Source organism: Clavibacter sp. MX14-G9D (assembly GCF_032917815.1).
Lineage (GTDB): Bacteria > Actinomycetota > Actinomycetes > Actinomycetales > Microbacteriaceae > Clavibacter > Clavibacter michiganensis_K.
On sequence record NZ_JAVCVL010000287.1, the window covers coordinates 1 to 2,750 of the forward strand.

At 76.0% G+C, this 2,750-nt stretch carries 2 protein-coding genes and 1 pseudogene; all 3 read right to left on the bottom strand.

Translation table 11 applies throughout. The annotated features are described in order from the left end of the window. A pseudogene (locus Q6969_RS14745) lies at positions 1 to 500 on the bottom strand (oxidoreductase); the annotation flags it as partial. Then, a complete protein-coding gene (locus Q6969_RS14750; protein WP_317231118.1) occupies positions 497 to 1,759 on the bottom strand; it encodes a HAMP domain-containing sensor histidine kinase in 1,263 nt (420 codons plus the stop codon). The pseudogene Q6969_RS14745 and the gene Q6969_RS14750, both read right to left, overlap by 4 nt. Continuing rightward, on the bottom strand, positions 1,756 to 2,574 hold the full coding sequence (locus Q6969_RS14755) for a response regulator transcription factor (RefSeq protein ID WP_317231119.1): 819 nt from the start codon (positions 2,572 to 2,574) through the stop codon (positions 1,756 to 1,758). The genes Q6969_RS14750 and Q6969_RS14755 overlap by 4 nt, the downstream gene beginning before the upstream one ends. Between the last annotated feature and the right edge of the window lie 176 nt (positions 2,575 to 2,750).

Below are 2,750 nucleotides of genomic sequence, written 5' to 3' on the forward strand. Positions count from 1 at the left end.
ATCGCGCGCACGGGCTCCGCGGCCTGCGCGGCGACGGACGCGGAGCGGTCGGCGGCGTCGCGCCAGTCGCGCAGCCGGTCCGCGCCGCGATGCAGGATGAAGACGCCCGCGAGCATGCCGAGGACGGTGGGGATCGCCGGGGCGCCCGTGGCACCGGCCCGCGTGGTGGCGGCCAGCACCGCGATGCCGGCGAAGAGCGCCAGCACGACGATGCCGAGGGGCGGGCGGCGCACCTGCAGGATGCCGGCGAGCGCGGCCGCGGCGAGCACCACGACGCCGAGCACGACGAGGAGCGCGACCTTGTCGCCCGTGCCGAACAGCGCGATGACGGCGTCCTTTACGCCCGCGGGCACCAGGTCGATGACGAGCGCGCCGACCGCGAGCACCGGGCTCGCCGCGGGCGCGACGAACGCGGCCGCGATCTCCGCGACGGCGAGCACGCACAGCGCCGCGACGACCCCCAGGAACGCGGACCAGGCGGCGACGGCCGCACGGGTCACGCCGGGACCGGCTTGCTGTACGGGAGGATCACGTCGAAGCGGCAGCCGCCGTCGACGTTCTGGACGGTCACGTCGCCGTCGTGCGCGCGCACGATGCCGCGGACGATCGCGAGGCCGAGGCCGGCGCCGCCGCCGCCGGACGCGTAGCCGCCGTCGTGGGTGGACTCGGCCTGCGCCGCGGGGTCCGGTTCCGCGGTCTCGGCCGCGGGCGCCGGGAAGTCGGGCCCGAGGGCCGCCCTCTGCGCGGCGCTGCCCGCGTACGCGCGCGGCGTGCGGGATCCGGTCGAGCGCCAGCCGGCGTCGAACACGCGTGGGAGGTCGACCTCGGGGATGCCGCCCGCGGTGTCCTCGACCGACAGGACCGCGAGGTTGCCGGAGTCGCGGTGCGCCGAGATGACGATGCGGCCGCCCGGGAGCGACTGCTGGATGGCGTTCATCACGAGGTTGCCGACGACGCGCGAGAGCTCCCGCGGGTCGCCCTGCACCACGAGGTCGTCGTGCGCGGTGACGCCGCGGAGGTCGACCTGGCGCGCCTGCGCGACCGGTCCGAGCTCGGCGACCGTGTCGCTCACGACGTCGTAGAGGGAGACGCGCTCGACGGCGAGCTCGAGGCTGCCCGAGTTGATGCGGGACAGCTCGAAGAGGTCGTCGACCATGCCGTTGAGGCGGTTCGCCTGCACGCGGATCTGCCGGAAGTAGCGGTGCTCGTCGTCGACCATGCCGTCTTCGAGGGACTCGGCCATGGCGCGGATGCCGGCCAGCGGCGTGCGGAGGTCGTGCGACATCCAGGCGATGAGCTCGCGGCGGCTGCGCTCCTGCGCCTCCATCCGGTCGCGCGCGTCCGCGAGGCGGCGGTTCGCGGCGCTGAGCTCGCGGGCGAGCTGCGCGAACTCCGTGCTGGTGGGGCGGTTCGGCTCGACGGCGGCCTCCTCGCCCATGGACGCGGCGTAGCGGCCGAGCTCCCGGCTGCCGCGCACGAGGGTCATGCCGAGCATCGCGGCCATGACGAGCGAGACGAGCGCGGAGACGGCGGCGACGGAGAGGAACGCGGCGAGGCCGGCGTCGTCCACGAGCATGCCCGCGGTGACCGCGACCATGCCGCCGACGACCGAGAGCACCGCGGCGAGCGCGACGACGCAGATCTGCAGCACGAGCGACCGGCGGCGGAGGAGCCGGAGCAGGACGCTGGCGCCGAGGCCCACGACGGCGGCGCAGACGAGCGCCGTGAGCACGACGATGAGGAAGGAGTCCGCGTTCACGCGTCGCCCCCGGCGGGGGCGGCGGGCGCGGCGGGCGTCGCGGCGTCCGGGTCGAAGCGGTAGCCCACGCCCCACACGGTGCCGAGGAGCACGGGGTGCGCGGGATCCGCCTCGATCTTCTCCCGCAGCCGCCGCACGTGCACGGTGACGGTGCTGAGGTCGCCGATCTCCCAGCCCCACACCTGGCGGAGCAGGTCGTCGCGGCCGAACACGCGGCGCGGGTTCCGCAGGAGGAAGGCCAGCAGGTCGAACTCGCGCGACGTGAGCGACAGCATGGAGCCGGCCTGGTGGATCTCGCGCGCACCGAGGTCGAGCACGAACGGGCCGGCGACGAACGCGGGCTCCGGGACGTCCTCGAGGACGGTGCGGCGGAGCACGGCGCGCACGCGGAGCACCAGCTCGCGCGGGGAGAAGGGCTTCGCGAGGTAGTCGTCGGCGCCGGCGTCGAGGCCGTTGACGCGGTCCTCGCCCTGGCCGAGCGCGGTGAGCATCACGACGGGGACGGGCGACTCGGGGTGCTCCGCGCGGATCCGACGGCACACCTCGAGCCCGTCGAGGCCCGGCAGCATGCGGTCGAGCACGACGAGGTCGGGCATCCGCTCGGTGGCGACGCGCACGGCCTCGAGGCCGTCGGCGACCGTCTCCACGTGGAAGCCGGAGGCCTTGAGGTAGCGGCACACGACCTCGTTGACGGTGGGGTCGTCCTCGACGACGAGGATGCGGCGGCCGCGCAGGGGGTCCGGTCGCGAGGGATCGGACCGGGAGGGGTCGGGGCGGCCGCCATCGGCGCGCGCGGTATCGGATGCGGGGCTCACCCGGCCAGACTATGCGCCGGTCCCTGGGCGCAGCCGGGCGGTGTCCGGCTTGCGAGCGAGCCGTCACCCCTCGCCGACGCCCGGCCCGCGCGGCGCCTCGGCCCGGCGGCGGCTCGCCCAGGCGCGGGCTCGCTCCGGTGCCGCCTCGCGGCCGGCGGCGGCTCGCCCAGGCGCGG